The organism is Pseudomonas sp. FG43 (genome assembly GCF_057809175.1).
In genome coordinates this window covers 63,552-81,823 of record NZ_JBMDJL010000013.1, presented here as the reverse complement: position 1 = coordinate 81,823, position 18,272 = coordinate 63,552, and the positions used below count along the sequence as shown (strand labels likewise).

Here is an 18,272-nt window from a genome sequence, read left to right as displayed (position 1 = left end):
CTGCCTAAACCAGTCTGGATGGAAGCAGGAAATTTCTGCGATGAACCGCCGGGGCTTGGCGGGGCAAAGCGCGAGGATTCATCATGCTGAGCCATAACACTATGCCGCAGTGCCTCTGCTTGATGGTCAGCGTGAGGCCATAAGAAACCTTGGTAGCTGCCGAAAGGATTGGGGATGAAGGAGACAGATTTACTTTCCGGGCTCCAAGCGCTGCTGCCTCACCGACTGAGCGCCTTACTTTCATTAAGCCAAATACAAAAAGCCTCTTTTGGGTTTTTTAGTACTCCAAATGATATTCCATCAAAAAATCAGAATCGATATTAATCATAAAAAACAATAGGTCGGCAATTTAATTCATATTACCCCTGCCCAAATAATCAATCAAAGACGTCCACGGACGTCTTTTTTGTCTGGCATTCGGGTCATACGCGGCTTTCGGCGCTGTGGAAACTGCGCCAACAACAGAGAAACGATGCCAGCTCAGCAATGTCTTCAGGCACTGAATACTCAGCAGCATCCGGGCAGTGGGAAGTGGATTGACACTGACCGAGCTGCTGACCAGCCCCCCTGACATTGCTAGAAGAACAGCGCAGCACCACCCGCTATCAGATCGCTACAACCTAAATCTCATCTAAACACGCTCTCAAATCGCAGCAACATTATCGTGCCACCACTCCAGATTTCGATAAAATCCGCAGAACACAGGATTTCTGAAAGGTTGAGAAATGGACTTCACCCCTGTCATCGCTCAGGTATCGGGCGTGTTGGGCTGGCTTATTCTGTTCGCACTTCTGCTTGCCCTGCTCAAATCACCATGGGCCAAAGGGCATATCGGCGAACTTCTCGTACGCTTCGCTGCTAATCGGCATCTGGACGAGCAAATCTACCGTCGCGTGCATAATGTCACCCTGAATACGCCAGACGGCACCACGCAGATCGATCACGTATTCCTCTCGATCTACGGCATCTTCGTGCTGGAAACGAAGAACATGAGCGGCTGGATTTTCGGCAGCGAGAAACAGGCGCAGTGGACGCAGAAACTCTACAAGCGCACTTTCAAATTCCAGAACCCGCTGCGGCAGAACTACAAACACATCAAGGCTCTGGAAGCCACGCTGGGCATTAGCCCTGAGTATCTGCACTCGGTCATTACCTTTGTTGGCGGCAGTACCTTCAAAACAGAAATGCCTGCCAATGTCACTCAAGGCATTGGATTTATCCGTTACATCAAGTCGTTCCAGCAGACGGTATTCAGCAAGGCTGAAGTCGACGCCATGCTGCAATCGCTGCAAACAGGCCGCCGCGCTCCCGCTCTTGCGACTCACCGTGAGCATGTGCAGAACCTCAAGCGACGAAGTGACCCGACTGCCGAGCGACAGTGCCCGAAATGCGGTAACGCGCTGCTGATTCGTACCGTGAAGTCGGGTGCGAAAGCGGGGCAACAGTTTTGGGGATGCTCGGGTTTTCCCAAGTGCCGGACCATGCAAGCTCTCGGCACTAGAACAGCGCAGCTTTGAACTGGCGCTCCAGACGTTTCCTCTGGTTGAAGATTATTAGGTTGTACTATCAGGACAATTGTCGCGCCAGTGGTGCGACTTTTCACCCGGTGCGGTAGACCTCATAAAACTGGCGCATGCGGAACAGACTAGATCGAATCTTCACAGCACAGGCAAAAGATCAGCTCCCAAAGCCCCCAATAGCAAGACGCCTCCCTTTCCCTTGAGCGAAATTTCCGAGAAAATCCCAGCCGCTTGCGCCCGTGAAATCCGGTCACTACTCTGCCTCCGTCGCTGCATATTCAGCGAACGGGTTTAGTCGCCCGGGATGACTGGCGCACTGCGCCACCTTTTGCGAGGCGCTTTTTATGGCCTGCATTTTATGGTGGCCGTGCGTAGGGCACCTTCGGGTGCGCCGGGTACCAGTCTCCGGTCGACTAACCTGCGCATGGCCGCCACCCATCGTTTAGTCGCGAGCATGGCGGCTCCATTTCTGACTGGAGTTACATGATGCTCAAGATCACACCTGATCCACCCTGTCACCTCTCCCCTCGCTACCTTGAAGATGCTCTCGTGCGTGCTTCCGAGCTATTGAGTTGTGCCGCTGCCACAGCCTATGAGAGCGGCGACCGCTTGAGTGGTTCGCATCGGCATCTGGCCTTGTCTGTCGTCCATCTGGTGGAGATGGCCAAGGCTGAGGTTGATCGTTCGCTGGAAGATCTTTCGGTTCGTTGATGTGTGGATTACAAAACCTGCATTGCGCAGGTTTTGTAATTTCGCTGGAAAAATCTCCAACACATTATTATTGAAAAGACCTCTACGCCTTGCGGGGCATGCCCTCCAGCCAGACTGCGCAAAAAGTTGCGCAACTCAAAGCGGTTATAGTCTCGCCCCACTTCGACTGTCACCAAGGAATGGTATGACTCCAACAGCTCGTCTTGGCGATATGCACCTCTGTCCCATCCCGGGCCACGGCACATCGCCTATCGTTTCTGCATCACCCGACACCCGAATCAACTTCCTGGGTGCAGCCCGAGTAGGTGATGTTTGTGGTTGCGGTGCCGTAATCACTACAGGCTTTGCCTCCATCATCGTTGACTATCGACCGCTGGCTTATCTGGGCAGCCCCACCAGCCATGGCGGCACCATAATCTCAGGCAGTTCAGATACCTTCGGCGGCTTTCAGTATGGTGGTACGACAGCTCAGGCCATCATTGACTTTGCCAAGCTCGGAGCCGTGCGCCCGGATGGTTCTGTGGATGATCAGCTAATGGCCGAACTGCTGGCCGATCCGCACCTACAACAGCGTGCTTTGCTGTCAGGCGCTCTGGTACAACCGGGAAGATCATCCTCAACAGTCGCCAAGGAGTCTTTGACTCCAGAGTTGATCGCCGTTGCCGGCAGCCAGCACGACACTGGCTCGGGCAACAAGATGATGTTTATCGGCCAGGCCGTGAGTGAACTTGCCGGGTTCAAACGCAACAAAAGCGACCTGACACGGACGCTGATAGTGTTCACCCCGTCATATAGCACCGAGATGCTTAGCGCAGCACGCAACTCTGCCAAGGCCTATGGAGCGGGCTATGTCAGCGTGGCGAATGCCAAGGGGCTGATTGAATACTTGAATCGCGGCAAAGACCGGAATCAATCACCCATCGAACACCTGTCGCTGTTTAGCCATGGCGTGCCTCAACGGATTGCCTTCGGCTATCAACTCGTCGAAGACCCGCAGATGTCTCTTGATGTGCTGAATTACAAAGATATTTCTGTCCTGGCATTCTCCAGCGCGGCGCAAATTGACAGCTATGCCTGTCGAACTGGCATGGGCAACCTCTCCGAGTACCGTATAGAAGATGGCATCCAGTTTTTCCCGCAGACCAACGAGAGTTTGGCGCAATTGCTGGCGGATCATTTACAGATCAAGGTACGCGCTTTCATCCGGCGCTCGGACTACAAGAATACCTGGGGTTCGTTTGAAGAGCGCCAGTTAGGCAAGCTGTGCGGCATTAGCACTGGCACGTCGGACAATCCGTGGTGCAGGAAGTGGAACACACTGAAGGATGAGAGAAGTATGCATCACCGAAAATTCAAGTTCACCTACCAGACCATGGGGGCAATTAACCCAGTGATTTCTGGCGACACCCCCATTGGCGTACCAGGAGGCTACTTTGAGTTTCTACCGAAGTAAGGTCTTCTGGATTGCAACAGCCATTTTCTTGCCGCTACTACTGGTCGCGAGCTACTACGGGTTCAAGGTGATGATGAGCGTATACAAAACGGATTTGGGTAACGGTGTCGTGATTTATGCTGACGATTACGTGAAGACCGGTCGATGGGTGTTCGACTGTGAGTATTCACGGCTGGTCAGTCGTGAGCCGCTGCCGGTGCCATTCTCCGAGCTGGAGAATGCCGGAAAACTCACCATTGGGAATGCACTTCTGGAAGAAGTGGACGAGCAGCCTGCCAAGGAAGCATTGAAAGCCATAACGGGCACTCGCGGCTGGTATAAAAACCTCCGTTACCTCTACTCCGCACTGGATGAAAACAGCGACTTGAGTACCCATGCTTTCTATCTGGTTACCCAACACGCTGGCCGGTCATGGGCTGTAGAGGTAGAGCAAGCAATCGGCCCCGACGGAAAGTCTGAATTCACCGTGACGATTGAACCCTATGATCCGGATATCTACGTAGATTACGCCAAGGCGCTTCAGGCTGCCGCCAAGAGCTGTACTGCTGCTCAATAAGAAGATGATCAGGTTATGCGACCAGGAAAACTGTCGCACCAGTGGTGCGACTTTTTCCTCGACACGATAGGTATCGTAGAACTGACGCATGCGAAATTGCCTGCTGCCTGGCGCTGTAGATCAGTGCGAATACTCCATCATCTGCTTGCAGTCATACCGGAATGGCCTGAAGTCACTGCCCAGCATATTGGAGCAGCCTCCGCCCTCCTCACCAGCCAGCCCCGTCTCTGTCCCTTGAACGAAGTTTCCGAGAAAATCCCGATCGCTTGCGCCCGTGAAATCCGGTCCTACAAAAACCTTTCTCCCAGATTCTTCGCCAAAAACCGCGTAAACGCCGATATCCGCTGCGGCACGTGCTGGCGATGCTGATAAACCACATACACATCCGCTCTCGGCGCGTGGTACTCGGGCAGCACTGCAACCAGTTCCCCCCGGGCGAGGTGTTGCTGGGCATCCCAGCGGGAGCGGAGGATCAGGCCGTGGCCGTCCAGGGCCAGGCGCATGGCGACTTCGCCGTCGTTGCTGGACAGGGTGCCGGTGACTTTCTGGCTGTATTCGCGGCCGTCGCGGGTGAAGCGCCAGATGGCGTAGTCGCTTCCGTATTGTTTGAGCACGATGCAGTTGTGTTGCGCGAGGTCGGCGACGTCCTGGGGTGTGCCTGCGCGTTCGAGGTAAGCAGGTGAGGCGCAGAGGATGCGGGGGTTGTCGAGTACGTGGTGGGCGATCAGGCGTGAGTCGGGCGGCTCGCCCACGCGGATGTCGATGTCGATCCCTGCATCCAGCAGGTTGACCGGCAGGCTGGAGAGTTGCAGCGACAGTTCCAGGTGCGGGTGTTGGGCGGCGAACCCGGACAGCAGGGGCGCGATATGGCGTCGGCCAAAACCGAACGATGCATTGATGCTCAACTTGCCTCGCAGCACCGGCTGGCGGTTGTCGAGGGCGCTTTCCAGTTCTTCCAGTTGGCGCAGGATCGGCCGGGCACCTTCCAGATAAATCACGCCTTCAGGCGTCAGGTCCAGCCTGCGGGTGGTACGCCTGATCAGTTGCACGCCCAGGCGTTGTTCAAGCTGGGTCAGGCGCTTGCTGACGGCGGGCAGTGACAGGCCCAGCTCTCGGGCCACGGCGGTCAGGCTGCCGTGGGTCGCCACGCGATTGAAGAAGCTGAGGTCATCGGTGTTGGTGGCCAACTCTTTACTTGAATTCAAGAATGGATTTCCCGTAAGCCAAATTGTGCTTGATGGACGAATGAATACACTGGAGCGCACCACCTGACAAGCACGAGACCCGATGCCATGACTCAATACAATTACAAGATCGCTGTCATTCCCGGAGACGGTATTGGCAAGGAAGTGATGCCCGAAGGCGTCCGCGTCATGGACGCCATCGCAGAGAAGTTCGGGATAGGTATGCAATGGGACTGGTTCGATTTCGCCAGCGCCGACTATTACCTTGAGCACGGCAAGATGATGCCGGATGACTGGTTTGAAACCCTCAAGCAATACGACGCGATTTACTTTGGCGCGGTCGGCTGGCCGGATGTCGTACCGGACCACATCTCGCTGTGGGATTCCTTGCTGAAGTTTCGCCGCGATTTCGATCAATACGTGAACCTGCGCCCATGTCGCCTGATGCCCGGCGTAAAAGCGCCACTGGCCGGTCGCAAGCCGGGGGATATCGACTTTTATGTGGTGCGGGAAAATACCGAGGGCGAATATTCCAGCGTCGGCGGCACCATGTTTGCGGGCACCGAGCGGGAGGTCGTGATCCAGGAGACGGTGATGACGCGCGTAGGCGTCGACCGCATCCTCAAGTACGCTTACGACCTGGCGCAGAGTCGCCCCAAGAAGCATCTGACTTCAGCCACCAAGTCCAACGGCATCGCTATCACCATGCCGTACTGGGACGGCCGCGTCGTGGAGATGGGCAAGCAGTACCCCGAAGTGCTGGTCGACAAATATCACATCGACATTCTCACGGCGCATTTTGTGCTGCATCCAGACCGCTTCGATGTGGTGGTGGCCAGCAACCTGTTCGGTGACATTCTTTCCGATCTGGGGCCGGCCTGTACCGGAACCATCGGCATTGCGCCTTCGGCCAATATCAACCCGGACCGGACGTTCCCCAGCCTCTTCGAGCCGGTGCATGGTTCGGCGCCGGACATTGCAGGCAAGGGCATCGCCAACCCGATCGGGCAGATCTGGTGCGGCGGCATGATGCTGGAGCATTTCGGCCATGCAGAGGCCGGGGCCGCCGTACTGTCGGCGATTGAAGCCGTGCTGGCGCAAGGGCCGGAGCATGCGCCATTGACGCCGGATCTGGGCGGTACGGGTTCGACCGTTACGCTGGGCAAGGCCATCGAGGAGCAGGTGCGCCGGGCAGAGTAAGCGCGAAAGTGCTCGCCAGTGCAGATTGCTGGCGAGCACATCATTTTTTGGATCTCCCTCTTCATCCTTCATTCTTCCATCCGGCAGCTTACTTCGCTCATTCGATCATGATATTGTCTAGCACACTAGATAGTAGCGAGCTACATAAAGTAATGACCGCGAGCACATCAGCAACACGTCGCGAAGTGGGGACTCAACTGTCCTTCGCCTTGTATGGCGCAGCCAACCGAATGGTCCGTCTCCACAAACCCTTTCTTGAGCCATTGGGCCTGACGTTTCCCCAGTATCTGGTGATGCTGGAATTGTTCAATGACGCCCCCAGAACCGTGGGTGACCTTGGCAACCGGCTCGCGATGGATACAGGAACTATCACCCCGCTCCTCAAGCGTCTTGAGGCCGCAGGAATGGTGACTCGCACCCGTGACCGCAACGATGAACGTCGCGTACTGATCGCCCTGACCGATGCCGGGGAAGCGCTGCGCGAAGAGCTGTGGGCCGTCACCGACAAGATCAAGACTGCCTGCCAGTTGACCGACAACGGGCTGGAAGCACTTCGCGACACGCTCAACGACTTCGCACGGCCCGCCTGTGAATAAAGGGTGAGCCGCCTTCCCCCTTGTGAAGAGGATGAATAGATGAAGATTGGAATTATCGGCGCAGGCAACATTGGCGCGACCATTGCCAGAAAGCTGGCTGCCAGCGGGCATGAGATAAAGCTCGCCAACTCAAAGGGACCAGACTCCATTCAGGACCTCGCCCGTGAGGCCGGTGTCAGTGCTGTCAGCAAGGAAGACGCGGTTGCGGGCGTGGATGTCGTTATCGTCTCGATCCCTTTTGCGAAGTATCGAGGCCTTGCGAGCCTTTTCAGCCAGGTGCCTGCCGATATCGTGGTCATCGACACGTCCAATTACTATCCATTTCGCGACGGCGCGATAGAGGAAATCGAAGGCGGCAAACCGGAAAGCGTCTGGGTCAGCGAGCAGATTGGTCGCCCGGTTGTGAAAGCGTGGAATGCACTGCTGGCGCAAACCCTGACGGATAAAGGTCAACCAGCCGGAGCCTCGTCGCGCCTGGCCCTTCCTGTTGCAGGAGATGAGGCCAAGGCAAAGGCAATCGCGCTGGAGCTGGTGGAAGCGACGGGGTTCGACGCGCTGGATTCGGGCAACCTGATCGACTCCTGGCGTCAGCAACCGGGCACTCCGGGTTACTGCACTGAATTGACGGTCGAGGAGTTGAAGCTTTCCCTCGACGCAGCCGCAAAGGAAAGTGCTGCGCAGAATCGCGAGGCTTTGTTGAAAGAGTTCATGTCGGCCACAAGCACGCTCAGCCATGAGCATGTAGTGGCCCGAAACAGAGCGATTACGGGGAGTGTTTTGCTTTAGGTCGCGAGTGCTGCAGGGTCATCCGCAGGTAATATCCTCGATACGGTTCTGCCCGTTGACCTCGATATTCAGCCGGAGCGGGCTGTAACTCAGGTCTCGGGGTCCACCACTTGAAACGACACGAGAGCCACGTGCGCGCGCGAGTTTCTCTATGGTTTTTCTGTTTTCAGCGGTGAACTCCTCTCCCAGCATGGAGGAGGCTCGTGCAGCGTAGCAGCCGTATACAGTCATCTTTCCCTTGTAGGGTTCAGAAGCCCCATAACCACGATCGATGGGCTGCTCGCTGGCGAAGGAGTGCCCACCCGGCATGGCCAACAGCAGACAAACAGCTCCTGCGGCAAATGAATTCACGATATTGAAAGGAATGACTTTTTCCATAAGGGCAAAACTCCGAAGTGGCTATAAGACATCGTATTCAGTGATCAGTTCACCGCTGATATCCGCCACAACCGCCCTAGTACATTCGCTGGATGATTCTTCGATTCGTTGAGTGGAACTCACAAAACCTGCACTCGGCAGGCTTTGTGTTTTCCGCTATGCACTAGGAAGCGAGATTACAGCCTTCCCGGATGGGCATTAACTTTCACGATTTGTTCTGTGAGGGTGTTGTAGTCACAGGAGTACATGTGATTCTGAAACGCGCCAAAACCATTCTGGAACTGGATTTTGTCGCCGAAGTAAGTAATCACGCCACGGTCTCTATCCGCCCACTTATAGCGGGTGAACTTTGGCTCCAGCACCCCGTCGGTCCACTTGAAATCATACTGCGCCATTTTCTCGATGGGGGTCTTACAGAAGACGGATGCGGCCACGAAATGCTTTTCACCCCAGCAGGTAACATCAAGCCGGCACTTCTCATCGCTTTTATCCTTTGCCTGCTTTTCTGCCAGCGCTTTGGCTTCGGATTCTTTCTTCGCATTTTCAGCAACGGCATTATCAGCCTGCTCTTTCGCCAGGGCTGCTTTTTTGGCGGCCTCTTCTACCAGCGCTTTTTGGGCATGGACACCTTCTTTTATCTTGTCCCACTCTTCCTTGGTGGTCGCTCCATTTTCTTTAGCCTCACGGTACTCTTGCGCAGAAACAAAGCCTTTCTCAGCAATGCTTTTTTCCAGTGTCTTCGAGGCCAATATCACGCCTGTGGTCGCCAAAACAAAAACGACGCTGACCACCGCCCAACCATTTATTACCTTTCCTGTTTTGGCCTGGACTTTCCCTCTGACAACAGGAAGGCAAATCACGCCAGAGATCAGAATCAGCAAAGCTGCGAACGCATTTCCGCCAAACGAAACGAGGCCAATAAAAATCAACAGTACGCCAAATATCCACCCCAGAAACAGCGAAACGGTGCGCATTTACAACTCCCTTCTCTAAGTAATGGCTTAATGCCGGCGCGCCATGTTCAGTTCCAAGCCTTGAAGAAGCAAGTTTTTAGTTGCTGTTTATGCAGGGATAAGTCGATTCAATAAAACGACGTGTTGCACCGTCTCTTGCATCTGCTCTGGGCGAACTCAATCACTCAACTCATGCACCAGAAAATCCAGGAACGCCCGTGTCTTCAATGGCACACGTCGGGCGGACGGATACACCGCATTGATTGAGATCGGCGGGGCCTGCCAGTCGCACATCACGGGGATCAGTCGTCCTTGCTCCACGGCTTTTTCGACAATGAAGGTCGGAAGCAGGGCAATGCCCATGCCGGCTTCTGCCGCTTGTGCCAACAGGTCGCCGTTGTTGGCATGCAGCGGGCCGGTGACATGGACTTTCTGGGTTTCCTTGCCATTGCTCAGTTGCAGGCTGACGCCGCTTTGCAGGTAGCCATAGTTCAGGCATTGATGCGCCGCCAGATCGCGGGGGACTTGCGGGGTTCCTTCACGAGCCAGATAAGCGGGTGAAGCCACCAGCATGCGGGGCGCCGGGGCGAGATGGCGGGCGACCATGGAAGAGTCCGCGAGGCTGGCAATGCGGATGGTCACATCGAAGCCGCCCTTGACCGGGTCAACCTGCTGGTCGCTGAACACCAGTTGCAGCTCCACCTTGGGATGTTGCTCATGGAATTTGGGAATCAATGGTCCCAGTCGGCACAGCCCGAATGACATGGGCGCGTTGACCCGCAGTACACCCTGCACTTCCCCCAGCCCACTGCGCGCCCGCTGCTCGGCTTCATCCAGCGACGCCAGCACTTCACGACAGGCATCGTAGTACTCGGCCCCCGCCTCGGTCAGGTGCAGGCTGCGCGTCGTCCGCAACAGCAATTGCACGCCCAGGTTTTCTTCCAGAGCCTGGATCTGCTTGCTGACTTTCGAGCGAGGTACATCCAGCACACGAGCCGCTGCTGCAAAGCCATTGGCGTTCACTGTGGCAACGAATGTACGCATGCAGTCGATACGATCCATGAACGTCCCTTATTTGGAAACAATGAGTCTCGATTTTAGGGAATTGTCTCGATAACCGCTAGCCCGTAAATTTACTCCCAAGCCAGCAAGCAAACGCTAGACAGGCAAAGCGGCTAACTCATTAACGATTCGCACTAATCAACTTGAAAGGAAATCATCATGTCTAAACTCGAACTGCTGAACCCGACCAACTCTGCTCTGATCCTGATCGACCACCAGCCACAAATGGCTTTCGGCGTACAATCGATCGACCGCCAGACACTGAAGAACAACACCGTAGGCCTGGCCAAGGCCGCCAAGCTGTTCAACGTGCCAACCATCCTGACGTCGGTAGAAACCGAAAGCTTCAGCGGTTACATCTGGCCAGAGTTGCTGGGTGTGTTCCCCGATCAGCAGCCCATCGAGCGCACTTCGATGAACTCCTGGGAAGACAAGAAACTGGTGGAAGCGGTCAAGGCGACCGGTCGCAAGAAACTGATCATCGCGGCACTGTGGACCGAGGTCTGCCTGACCTTCCCGGCTCTGGAAGCCATGGCTGAAGGCTACGAGGTGTACATCGTCACCGATGCTTCGGGCGGCACGACCAAGGAAGCTCATGACATGTCGGTACAGCGCATGATTCAGGCTGGCGCGATTCCGGTGACCTGGCAACAAGTGCTGCTTGAATACCAGCGTGACTGGGCACACAAGGAAACTTACGACGCCGTCATGGCGCTGGTTCTGGAGCACAGCGGTGCCTACGGCATGGGCGTCGACTATGCCTACACCATGGTTCACAAGGCACCGCAACGGACCGTTTCCTGATACTCGATTGCAACCCTGCCGGCGCGTCTTGATGACCCGCCGGCATTTGCCGTTTTTGCCATGGCAGTCTGTCGCATGGCCTCAATAAGCCATGAAGCCTTTGAGTAAATATGTCACGATCAATCCCAGCCGAAACGGCACACTAAAGATCATCAGGCTCGACTGCATCGTTGCCTTGGAGTACAGCATTTTGAACAGCAAATTGACGGCTGCAGAACTGGCCGTAATCAGTGAAATAGAAGCGACATCCAGCCTTTTGAAGCTGGTGACGCGGCTGACCGGTTTAAGATTTGCTGCCATCGCCAAAGTGACGGAAACCAACTGGACCGCCTGCGCGGTCTGCGATGAAATCCAGTTCGGTGTCGAGCCCGGTCACGAGCTTGAGATTGAAACCACCATCTGCAATGAAATACGCGCCAGCCGCCATACCGTATTGATCGACGAGGTGGCTACAGACCCTCTGTATGCCAACCATCCCGTGCCGAAGCTTTACGGTTTCCAGAGTTATTTCTCCATGCCGATCATTTTTCCGAATGGCGTGTTCTTCGGCACGTTATGCGGGCTTGATCCATTGCCGGCCAAGCTTGGCAATCCAGAGACTGTCGATACCTTGAAGGTTTTCTGCACGTTGCTGGGCAGCACGCTGTATGCGCATGAACAGTTGCTGGAAAGCCAGAGCGAGATGAGTTGTTAATCCGCTGCTTTCGTTTTTCGCTTATGCGTTCGAGGCTCTCGGGGCGATAAACCTGCCCTTCAACTGATGAGAAAATCCATGGAGTGGACTTCACGCAAGAGCAACTGCCCTTTCATTCAGGAATTACTGGACGCATGGCTGAAGGCAGTCAAACGCTATGTCGACATGCTCGATAACGATAACTGCTGGTGGCATAACGAGCGCGCCAATGTCAGTACGCTGGCCGGTGCGGCCTGGTCGCTCGGTTGGGTGGCACTTGAGGAATACCCCACGCGCAAGCATCGCCCCGCGAACTCGGACATAGATAAACCCGAAACAGATGGACGCGGGCGTTGCGATCTTTACATCAGCAACAAGCACGAGGATTTTGCATTCGAGGCCAAACATGCCTGGCAACTGGTCGGCGGGCCGGATGTAGTGAAGGCGGCAATGGTATTGGCGAGAAGGGATGCGCTAGCTCTCAAGAGAGAAGCCAGCCGTCATTTCGCGGCGACCTTTATCGTGCCGTTCTTGCCGAAAGCACAGGTTCAAGGTATGACGGGCGATGATTTGCTGGGACAACTCAATCAATGGCTGCACAGTCAGAATGAGTTCAACGGCGATAAGCAGCAAAATATCTCCTATGCCTGCACCTTTTCAGGAACAGGCAAGGAGTCATGGAGTAATGACATCAACCACTTCCCCGGAGTGGTACTGGTCCTGGAGGAGGTTCACGTCGCTACGCAGGACAAGAATCAGCCTTTCAAGGACTGAAGACCAGCACCCGATTTCGTCGACGAACGGTAAGGCTCACGCCGACGGCCTTCCTCCTGGTGCAGGCCACGGCCCGCAAGTCCTGGAGGGCTTCTGGAGGTAAAAATATTTTTTTGCCGGAAAACCTTCTTGCCGTGCGATCAAAACAACATCTGCGGTTGTCTGATAAAGTGCCACGCATAGTGGCAAATAGTCACTACCTGTGGATTCTTGAGTTCTATGAGCACCGGCGCCCCTATTCCGCTGAACGAAACGCAACGTTTGCTACGTATTACCGAACTGTGCGTGCTCGAAAACACGGTGGATGATGTCTTTGAAGAAATCGTGGCGATGACCGCCGAGTTCTTTCAGGCTCCCATCGTGTTGATTTCCATCGTCGACGAACATCGACAGTGGTTCCGCGCCCGGTTTGGCCTGCAAGCTCAGGAAACGCCACGGGACGTCTCGTTCTGCGCCTACGCGATTCTCAGCGATGGCTCGCTGGAGGTTGTCGACGCAACACTTGATGATCGTTTCAAGGATAACGGCCTCGTCACGGGGGAACCGGGCATTCGCTACTACGCGGGCTCGCCTCTGATTACCGAGGACGGTATCGCGCTGGGCACACTCTGCGTCATCGACACGGTTCCCCGTGCGCCCATGAGCGAGCGCGAGGCGCGGATGCTCAAGCGTCTGGCCGCGCTGGTCATGAAGCGTATCGTCGACTTGCGCTTGAGTTGCTTCGTCGACCAGACCACCGGGCTCTATAACCGTCTGCGCCTTGAAGAAGACATTCTTCTGACGCTGAAAACCGGTAAAGAGATGCGCCTGGTGGCCGTCGACATGATTACCCCCGAATTCCTCAACGATATCGTCAAGGCGCTGGGCTACAGCTTTGCTCAGGATCTTGTCGTGGCGATGAGAAATCGTCTGCAAGCCATGCTGCCGTCAAGCTGCCCTCTGTATAAGATCAGCCCGACACGCTTCGGCTTTCAATTACCTGGCGACATGCCGGATGAGTCGATCTATCGCGCCATCATCGAAGACCTTCAATCTCCCGTGATATGCCACGGCATTCCGGTGCAGATGCAGGTCGGCCTGGGCATTGTGCCTCTGGATAGCCAGGCTACGGAGCAGGACTGGGTGCGCCTGGTCATCAGCGCCGCTGACGATGCTCGTGCCCGCCGTACGGGCTGGGCCTTGTACGAGGCTCACATGGATGCGACTCAGCAACGGTCATTCCAGTTGCTCGGCTCACTGACCAGTGCCGTGCATGCTCACGATCAACTGAGGCTGGTTTATCAGCCTCGCATCGATCTGGCTTCGGGCACCTGTACATCCGTCGAGGCGTTACTGCGCTGGGTCCATCCGACGCTGGGGCCAATCGGGCCTGCCGAATTCATTCCATTGGCAGAAAAGACAGCGCTCATGCGGCCCTTGAGCCTTTGGGTATTGCAGACAGCCATTGAGCAGGCCGCAAGCTGGCAGCAAAAAGGTTTCGATATCCGGGTCGCCATCAACGTGACGCCCGACGACCTGACAGGGCCGGTGTTCACTGATCGGGTGATCTGGCTGCTGAAAAAACATGACATCTCACCTGCGCACTTCGAGCTTGAATTCACCGAAAGCGCATTGATGCAGAACCCGACAGAGGTCCGCAGCCAGCTTGAACGCTTGCGCGAACTGGGTATGCACATTGCGATCGATGACTTCGGCACGGGTTACAGCAACTGGAACTACCTGCGACAGTTGCCCGCGACCACCGTCAAACTGGACCAGTCACTGGTGCGCAACCTGACGGTTGAAGAAGCGGACCAGCGCCTGGTCAAGGCCTTGATCGGGCTGGCCAAGAAGCTGGGGTATTGCGTGGTGGCCGAAGGCATCGAAACCGATGCCATCCGCAAGCTGGTCAGGCAGTGGGGTTGTGATGAAGGGCAAGGCTATCTGATTGCCAGGCCCATGGAAGCCGATACCCTGTTGAGTTGGCTGCAACCCAATCAAACCATGCTAGGCGCAACAGAAACGGCACCCGAAGCGCAAAACCTGTAAAAACGGTTATAACCTTAGATTACATATTCATAACCGCTCAGAACATAAATCGTTATGCTGCCCGCCAGTTTTTACCTGACAACAGGTCTTACAGGGTCATATATGGATGTCGGCGGTCTGGGTTTCGTAGTAGCAGGGCTGGTGGTTGGTTTTATCGTGGGTATGACGGGTGTTGGGGGCGGCTCATTGATGACCCCTATCCTGCTCTGGTTTGGTATCAATCCGGCGACCGCAGTGGGTACCGATCTGCTTTACGCCGCAATCACCAAGTCCGGTGGCGTACTGGTCCATAAAAAGAACGACAACATCGACTGGAAGATTACAGGCTGGTTGACGCTGGGCAGCGTGCCAGCGGTGTTGCTGACCCTGTGGTTTCTGAGCACGCTGGACTCAGCCCCCGATGCGCTGAACGCCATCATCAAGCAGGCACTGGGCATCGTCCTTCTATTGACGGCGCTGGCGGTGCTGTTCAAGAAAAAACTGCTGGCCTTTGCTCACCGTCGCGGCGACGGGCTTTCGTTCTTCAATGGCTCAAGCCTGAACGCTCTGACGGTAGTGACGGGCCTGATCCTGGGCACCATGGTGGCCCTGACCTCCATCGGCGCTGGCGCACTGGGTACGGTGGCTCTGTTCATTCTTTACCCACTGCTGGCCACCCGGCGCCTGGTCGGTACGGAAATAGCCCATGCCGTGCCGCTCACGCTGGTCGCAGGCCTTGGGCATGCAAGCATGGGCAATATGAACTGGGAATTGCTGGGCTGGCTGCTGATGGGCTCGTTGCCCGGCATTTATCTGGGCAGCCACATGGCCGGGCGTATATCCGATGAGCTGCTACGGCCCTTTCTGGCCATCATGCTGGGGATGATCGGCTTCAAGCTGGCGTTCTGATCGAAGCCAGAACCCGGCTGACGGCTTCTGGCACGGAGAGTTCAGAGGTATCGAGAATGACTGCGGCACTTTCGGGTGCTTCGTAAACGCTATCGATGCCCGTCATATTCGGAATCAGGCCACGCCGGGCCTTTTCATACAGCCCCTTGGGGTCTCGCTCTTCGCACACCTGGATGGGTGTGCTCATGTAAATCTCTGTGAAGTCACTCTCACCGATCACATGGCGGGCCACTTCTCGCTCCCGGCGAAAGGGCGAGATAAATGCCGTGATCACGATGACGCCAGCATCCATCATCAAGCGTGCCACTTCCGCAACGCGGCGTATGTTTTCCACCCGGTCTGCGTCGCTGAATCCCAGATCCTTGCTCAACCCTTGGCGAACATTGTCGCCATCAAGCACATAAGTGCGCTTGCCTTCGGCATGCAGCGCCTGCTCCAGCGCATTGGCAATCGTTGACTTGCCGGAGCCCGACAAGCCGGTAAACCAGATGACCTGCCCAGCGTGGCCATTGAGGCGCTCCCTGTCCGGGCGGGTGATGCTGAGTGCCTGGCGATGGATATTCTGCAAATGCGGCTGGCTTTGATCGGCCATTATCGGACCTTGTCCCTTTGGTTTTAATACTGCCCGTACAGAATCCGATTCTGGCGTGCGGGTCGCTGGATGTTATCAACAAACGAACGGCTCGTTGATCCCGATCAAGGGAGATGAAACACGCTCATCGGGATACGTAATTTGTTGTAGCCCAATCGGGATTTTGGGTGCAGGATTTCGTGCGTCAACTTTCCGTGCCGGTGACTCGGCATCTGCTCACCTTACAAAATGGAGATGCGTACCATGCTTATCCGAATTGAAGAAGGTAATTACGGGGCCAACTGGGTTGTGAAGCTGGACGATTACCCAGTGACCTGCCGGAGTTGGCAGGAAGCCAAAGAGTTCGCAGAGCGAATGAAATCCCGAATAGATGCGCCTCATCCCCTGCCACGCTCTGCCCGACGAGCGGCAACGGAACGAGCCACTGCAACCTGACACCCCATCACCCGCCCTCCGGTGCTTGACGGATAAACTCCGGGGGGCATGCTTTTACTGCATTGAGCCAGTTATTTTCCGGGTATTGAGCCCCTGAGACCCGTTCTCGATTTGCCAACATTCATTTCACATCCTCTTCACTTCTGGCTGTGTACATTCACATCACTCCTTTGATGAATCCCATTTGGCCCACCGCGTTGTGGGCCATTTTTTTGCCTGTCGAAAACCGCACGACCTTTGAAAACCCTTATTGGCCCTGACTGGCAAATACTGTTTCCTGCGCGACAGCAGGCTTGCCGCTGACCGAGCCGTTCACGTTCAGTTGCGCCAGACGATCACTCCCGGTGCCGCTGACTATCGTGCTGCTCCATTGCGCTGCCACGGTCGCCATCCAGCCAAACAGAAACAAAGCAACAACCTGCAACGCCCACTTTGCAATTATCGACATGTGTTTTCTCCATAACGGGTTCGTGATGGCGAGGATATAAGCATCCCTGCATTGCAGAAGAATTGCAGAAAATCACGTTTTATCCACCCGCATCACGTACCCGACGAAGTGCTCCTGAAGTCTGGCATCAGTACTTGCTGGCCTCTTGAGCCGGGTTTGCGGGCTTTGAGATATGCCTTGGGCCTGTAAGCACCCACAACAGCACACCAATCACCGGCACAGCGACAATCACGATAATCCACAACAATTTGTTGCTGGATGTCGTTTCGCTTTTACGCACCCGCAGGACTGCCCATATATCGGCCAGCACAATGAGTGCGACCAGAGCCGTAAAAAACCACAAACCACTTTCAGATATCCAAGGCATTTGAAACCTCCCACCTGTTTGAGCTGAGGCCGCCGAGCAGGCGCCCTTGAATAGAAGAGGTCACGAGAAGCCGGAAAGTTCAGAGAAGTAGGAAAACTCAATGGGTTCATGGAACCGACGGTCCTGGTGGGTGAAACCATTCAGTCAGCCGCCATCAAACCCGATGGGAGCCCGCAGTAGACAGGGAGAGTTGCGGGCAGACACTGAGCCGAGGGATACGCCATGAACACGCCATTGATCGTCAAACTTTTCACCCAACCCAGAGACGCCTGGCGAAACATTCGGGATGAGGAGGAGCAGGAGCCACGGCACTACCTGCCCCATTTGATACCGCTGGCGCTGATACCGGTCATTTGCCTGTACATAGGCACCACTCAGGTCGGCTGGAGTCTGGCGGAAGGTGAAAACGTGAAACTCGGCACCAGGAGCGCATTGCAGCTGTGTGCCTTGCTGCATGTGGCATTTCTGCTCGGGACGATACTGATGGGAGGCTTTATCCGCTGGATGTCTCGCACCTTTGAAGCCCGAGCGACGCTCAATCAGTGCATTGGCTTCGCCACCTACACCGCCACACCCTTTTTTCTTGCGGGCCTTGCAGGGCTGTATCCAGGCCGCTGGCTGGCGCTTCTGGTGCTGGGGCTTGCTTCGGTATATTCGACCATGCTGCTGTTTATGGGCATAGCCACCTTCATGCGCCTGCCCGAAGGCAAGGCACCGCTCTATGCCGCAGCGATCTGGGCGATAGGGCTTCTGGTGCTGGTCACGATTCTGGTGTCAACGATCCTGCTTTGGTACAACGGCCTGACGCCGGAGTATGTGCGGAGTGCGCTGGGCGAAGTGGAGGATTGAGCAGCCTCCAAAGTG

The 18,272-nt window shown here is 55.6% G+C and carries 21 protein-coding genes and 1 pseudogene; 14 read left to right on the top strand and 8 right to left on the bottom strand.

From position 1 onward, the window contains the following. The first annotated feature begins 725 nt into the window (after positions 1-725). The 4 genes from ACODS3_RS16465 (at position 726) to ACODS3_RS16450 (ending at position 4,240) form a co-directional block, all read left to right on the top strand. Positions 726-1,517: a nuclease-related domain-containing protein gene (locus ACODS3_RS16465; RefSeq protein ID WP_489035293.1), complete on the top strand. Its 792-nt coding sequence runs from the start codon at positions 726-728 to the stop codon at positions 1,515-1,517. Positions 1,518-2,003: 486 nt separating this feature from the next. Then, a complete protein-coding gene (locus ACODS3_RS16460; protein ID WP_371874974.1) occupies positions 2,004-2,231 on the top strand; it encodes a DUF6124 family protein in 228 nt (75 codons plus the stop codon). A 184-nt stretch (positions 2,232-2,415) separates the two neighbouring features. Next, positions 2,416-3,684: a PAAR domain-containing protein gene (locus ACODS3_RS16455; RefSeq protein ID WP_343296477.1), complete on the top strand. Its 1,269-nt coding sequence runs from the start codon at positions 2,416-2,418 to the stop codon at positions 3,682-3,684. Next, positions 3,665-4,240: a hypothetical protein gene (locus tag ACODS3_RS16450; protein WP_489035290.1), complete on the top strand. Its 576-nt coding sequence runs from the start codon at positions 3,665-3,667 to the stop codon at positions 4,238-4,240. Before ACODS3_RS16455 ends, ACODS3_RS16450 begins: the two co-directional genes overlap by 20 nt. Here ACODS3_RS16450 and ACODS3_RS16445 read toward each other — a convergent pair. Both ACODS3_RS16445 and ACODS3_RS16440 read right to left on the bottom strand, forming a co-directional pair. Next, positions 4,241-4,345 (bottom strand): annotated as a pseudogene (locus ACODS3_RS16445) (PDDEXK nuclease domain-containing protein); the annotation flags it as partial. Positions 4,346-4,527: 182 nt separating this feature from the next. Next, positions 4,528-5,445, bottom strand: a complete 918-nt coding sequence (locus ACODS3_RS16440) for a LysR family transcriptional regulator (RefSeq protein WP_201020137.1) — start codon at positions 5,443-5,445, stop codon at positions 4,528-4,530. Between the two features lie 87 nt (positions 5,446-5,532). Here ACODS3_RS16440 and ACODS3_RS16435 point away from each other — a divergent pair, with 87 nt between their 5' ends. The 3 genes from ACODS3_RS16435 to ACODS3_RS16425 all read left to right on the top strand — a co-directional run bounded on the left by ACODS3_RS16435 (position 5,533) and on the right by ACODS3_RS16425 (position 8,006). Beyond that, positions 5,533-6,624, top strand: a complete 1,092-nt coding sequence (locus ACODS3_RS16435) for a tartrate dehydrogenase (RefSeq protein WP_489035288.1) — start codon at positions 5,533-5,535, stop codon at positions 6,622-6,624. A gap of 152 nt (positions 6,625-6,776) precedes the next feature. Continuing rightward, a complete protein-coding gene (locus ACODS3_RS16430) occupies positions 6,777-7,220 on the top strand; it encodes a MarR family winged helix-turn-helix transcriptional regulator (RefSeq protein ID WP_201020136.1) in 444 nt (147 codons plus the stop codon). Between the two features lie 39 nt (positions 7,221-7,259). Then, positions 7,260-8,006 (top strand): NADPH-dependent F420 reductase, encoded by a 747-nt coding sequence (locus ACODS3_RS16425; RefSeq protein ID WP_304575294.1) that lies wholly within the window; start codon positions 7,260-7,262, stop codon positions 8,004-8,006. An 18-nt stretch (positions 8,007-8,024) separates the two neighbouring features. On the opposite strand, the gene ACODS3_RS16420 is transcribed toward ACODS3_RS16425, so the two are convergent. The 3 genes from ACODS3_RS16420 to ACODS3_RS16410 form a co-directional block, all read right to left on the bottom strand. Further along, on the bottom strand, positions 8,025-8,384 hold the full coding sequence (locus tag ACODS3_RS16420) for an I78 family peptidase inhibitor (RefSeq protein ID WP_304575295.1): 360 nt from the start codon (positions 8,382-8,384) through the stop codon (positions 8,025-8,027). Between the two features lie 176 nt (positions 8,385-8,560). Continuing rightward, entirely contained in the window at positions 8,561-9,358 is a 798-nt protein-coding gene (locus tag ACODS3_RS16415) for a hypothetical protein (RefSeq protein ID WP_489035285.1), read from the bottom strand. 156 nt (positions 9,359-9,514) lie between these two features. Beyond that, positions 9,515-10,399, bottom strand: coding sequence for a LysR family transcriptional regulator (locus tag ACODS3_RS16410; protein WP_201020132.1), 885 nt, complete (start codon positions 10,397-10,399; stop codon positions 9,515-9,517). A 159-nt stretch (positions 10,400-10,558) separates the two neighbouring features. Between ACODS3_RS16410 and ACODS3_RS16405 the strand changes: the two genes are divergently transcribed. The 5 genes from ACODS3_RS16405 to ACODS3_RS16385 all read left to right on the top strand — a co-directional run bounded on the left by ACODS3_RS16405 (position 10,559) and on the right by ACODS3_RS16385 (position 15,566). Continuing rightward, positions 10,559-11,203, top strand: coding sequence for a hydrolase (locus ACODS3_RS16405; RefSeq protein WP_201005588.1), 645 nt, complete (start codon positions 10,559-10,561; stop codon positions 11,201-11,203). A gap of 190 nt (positions 11,204-11,393) precedes the next feature. Continuing rightward, complete coding sequence (locus ACODS3_RS16400; protein ID WP_201005589.1) at positions 11,394-11,897, top strand: GAF domain-containing protein; 504 nt, start codon at positions 11,394-11,396, stop codon at positions 11,895-11,897. A 78-nt stretch (positions 11,898-11,975) separates the two neighbouring features. Beyond that, positions 11,976-12,650, top strand: coding sequence for a hypothetical protein (locus ACODS3_RS16395; RefSeq protein ID WP_489035282.1), 675 nt, complete (start codon positions 11,976-11,978; stop codon positions 12,648-12,650). 219 nt (positions 12,651-12,869) lie between these two features. Next, positions 12,870-14,678, top strand: coding sequence for a putative bifunctional diguanylate cyclase/phosphodiesterase (locus ACODS3_RS16390; RefSeq protein ID WP_489035280.1), 1,809 nt, complete (start codon positions 12,870-12,872; stop codon positions 14,676-14,678). Between the two features lie 102 nt (positions 14,679-14,780). Continuing rightward, positions 14,781-15,566: a sulfite exporter TauE/SafE family protein gene (locus tag ACODS3_RS16385; RefSeq protein WP_201020129.1), complete on the top strand. Its 786-nt coding sequence runs from the start codon at positions 14,781-14,783 to the stop codon at positions 15,564-15,566. Here the strand turns inward: ACODS3_RS16385 and cysC are convergent. After that, a complete protein-coding gene (cysC, locus tag ACODS3_RS16380) occupies positions 15,550-16,158 on the bottom strand; it encodes an adenylyl-sulfate kinase (RefSeq protein ID WP_201020128.1) in 609 nt (202 codons plus the stop codon). The genes ACODS3_RS16385 and cysC overlap by 17 nt on opposite strands. A 243-nt stretch (positions 16,159-16,401) precedes the next feature. Between cysC and ACODS3_RS16375 the strand changes: the two genes are divergently transcribed. Beyond that, positions 16,402-16,593, top strand: a complete 192-nt coding sequence (locus ACODS3_RS16375) for a hypothetical protein (protein ID WP_236124259.1) — start codon at positions 16,402-16,404, stop codon at positions 16,591-16,593. A 247-nt stretch (positions 16,594-16,840) separates the two neighbouring features. Here the strand turns inward: ACODS3_RS16375 and ACODS3_RS16370 are convergent, their stop codons facing one another. Both ACODS3_RS16370 and ACODS3_RS16365 read right to left on the bottom strand, forming a co-directional pair. After that, complete coding sequence (locus ACODS3_RS16370) at positions 16,841-17,041, bottom strand: hypothetical protein (protein WP_201020191.1); 201 nt, start codon at positions 17,039-17,041, stop codon at positions 16,841-16,843. Positions 17,042-17,168: 127 nt separating this feature from the next. Continuing rightward, a complete protein-coding gene (locus tag ACODS3_RS16365; protein ID WP_201020127.1) occupies positions 17,169-17,408 on the bottom strand; it encodes a PLDc N-terminal domain-containing protein in 240 nt (79 codons plus the stop codon). Positions 17,409-17,630: 222 nt separating this feature from the next. Between ACODS3_RS16365 and ACODS3_RS16360 the strand changes: the two genes are divergently transcribed. Further along, a complete protein-coding gene (locus tag ACODS3_RS16360; RefSeq protein WP_489035277.1) occupies positions 17,631-18,257 on the top strand; it encodes a Yip1 family protein in 627 nt (208 codons plus the stop codon). Positions 18,258-18,272: the final 15 nt, after the last annotated feature.